This is a genomic window from Mesorhizobium sp. M4B.F.Ca.ET.089.01.1.1, from assembly GCF_004022605.1.
Taxonomy (GTDB): domain Bacteria; phylum Pseudomonadota; class Alphaproteobacteria; order Rhizobiales; family Rhizobiaceae; genus Mesorhizobium; species Mesorhizobium abyssinicae.
This window is the reverse complement of sequence record NZ_RZOS01000827.1, coordinates 1-1,379: the sequence shown is the minus strand read 5'-3', so window position 1 is coordinate 1,379 and position 1,379 is coordinate 1. Positions and strand designations below refer to the sequence as shown.

The following is a 1,379-nucleotide window of genomic DNA, read 5'->3' as shown; positions in this document are numbered from 1 at the left end:
TGCAGGGGGTTTGCCTTTGTCTTCTGCCGGCCGCTCTTCGGTCTGCTCTGCCGTCTCGATAGCGCGCTTGAGCTCCGGATCCTTCTCGGCTACCTCGCGCATATAGGTGTTGCCCTGGACGGCCAGCTCCGCCGCGCGAGCCAGTCCGCGCTCAATGTCAGCTCGCAATACCCTTGGATCATTGGAAAGCTCACCAGCCTCAATTCTATCCAAACTCTCGCGACTAGTTTCGATGTCCACAAGAACGTCATTTGCAGCGTCGACAACCGCCTCACCGTGTTTGGCGACTGCCGCATCCCACTGTTCATTCGCATCGTCTCGAGGCTCCCGGCCGTTGTCTCGCTCGGTCGCAGTCCCCTGCTCCGCCTGTGCCTGGCTCTTCAGCTCGTAAAGCTCTATGAGCTCGCGCCGGCCGTTCACATGCTCGCGGGCGACAGACGCGACTTCATCAAAGTCGTCTCGCTCGTCCGGACCGACGCTCCGCTCCAGCCGGAACAAGGCCGTCTCGACCTTCTTTTCATAAGCTTCAAACTCTGACCGCGTTGTCTCGCGCATTTCCTGACCCTCCAGAACGACTTTCTGGAATGTTACCAGATTGGCGCGGAATTTCGATCCGAAATCTGCATGGACGACATTTACGCTCGCCTCCGCCTGACCGGCCGAAAGGCTTGCTGTCAAATGATCTCGCTGTTGTTCTGCATAAGCGACAACACGCCGGTCACCGCTGGCGAGCGCAATTTTCTGCCAACTCTGCGCTGCCTTTATGGCATACTCCCGGCTTCTTTCGGCCTTCGCCAGACTGCGCCGTCCGCCCCGCTTGGCGTCGTACCGTCCCTGTGCCGCCTCACTGGTCCCGACGTGCTCGGTCCGCCCTTCCCTGCTCACCGGCCTCACCTGATTGCGGGTAAAGGCGGGCGGACTGGCGAACTCGCGTCGATCGGTCATCTCCATCGCTATTCCCTGCGCCCGGGCCATCTGCGCCATTGTGGCCCGCCACTCCCGAAACACCTGAGGCGTCGTCTCGATCCGATCCCCCGATTCCGATCGCATGGTGATGATCGCGTGCGCATGGACATGTGGCCGCTTGCCCCCCTCCCGTTCTTCCTTCGGATCATTGGCCGGATCATGCATGGCAAACACGTAGCGATGGCCGGCGAACTGCTCGGCAAGGAAGTCGCGTGCGGCGTTTTCAAACGCCTCGACATTCGTACCGGCCCGGGCCGACATGATCAGGTGCATCACGTCGCGGCCCTTGCGGCTGTGCAGATCACCGCGCCATTCCTTTTGCACCAGGTCGGCAGCGAGCTTTCCGTCACCAACGATTTGGCCGCGGTCGTCGCGAACGTTGCCGTCATGGCGTTCGCCAAGGCGCCGCAATT

Annotated in this window: 1 pseudogene; it reads right to left on the bottom strand. The window is 61.2% G+C overall.

The annotated features are described in order from the left end of the window. Window positions 1-1,379 (bottom strand): annotated as a pseudogene (locus EN780_RS34265) (conjugal transfer protein TraA); the annotation flags it as partial.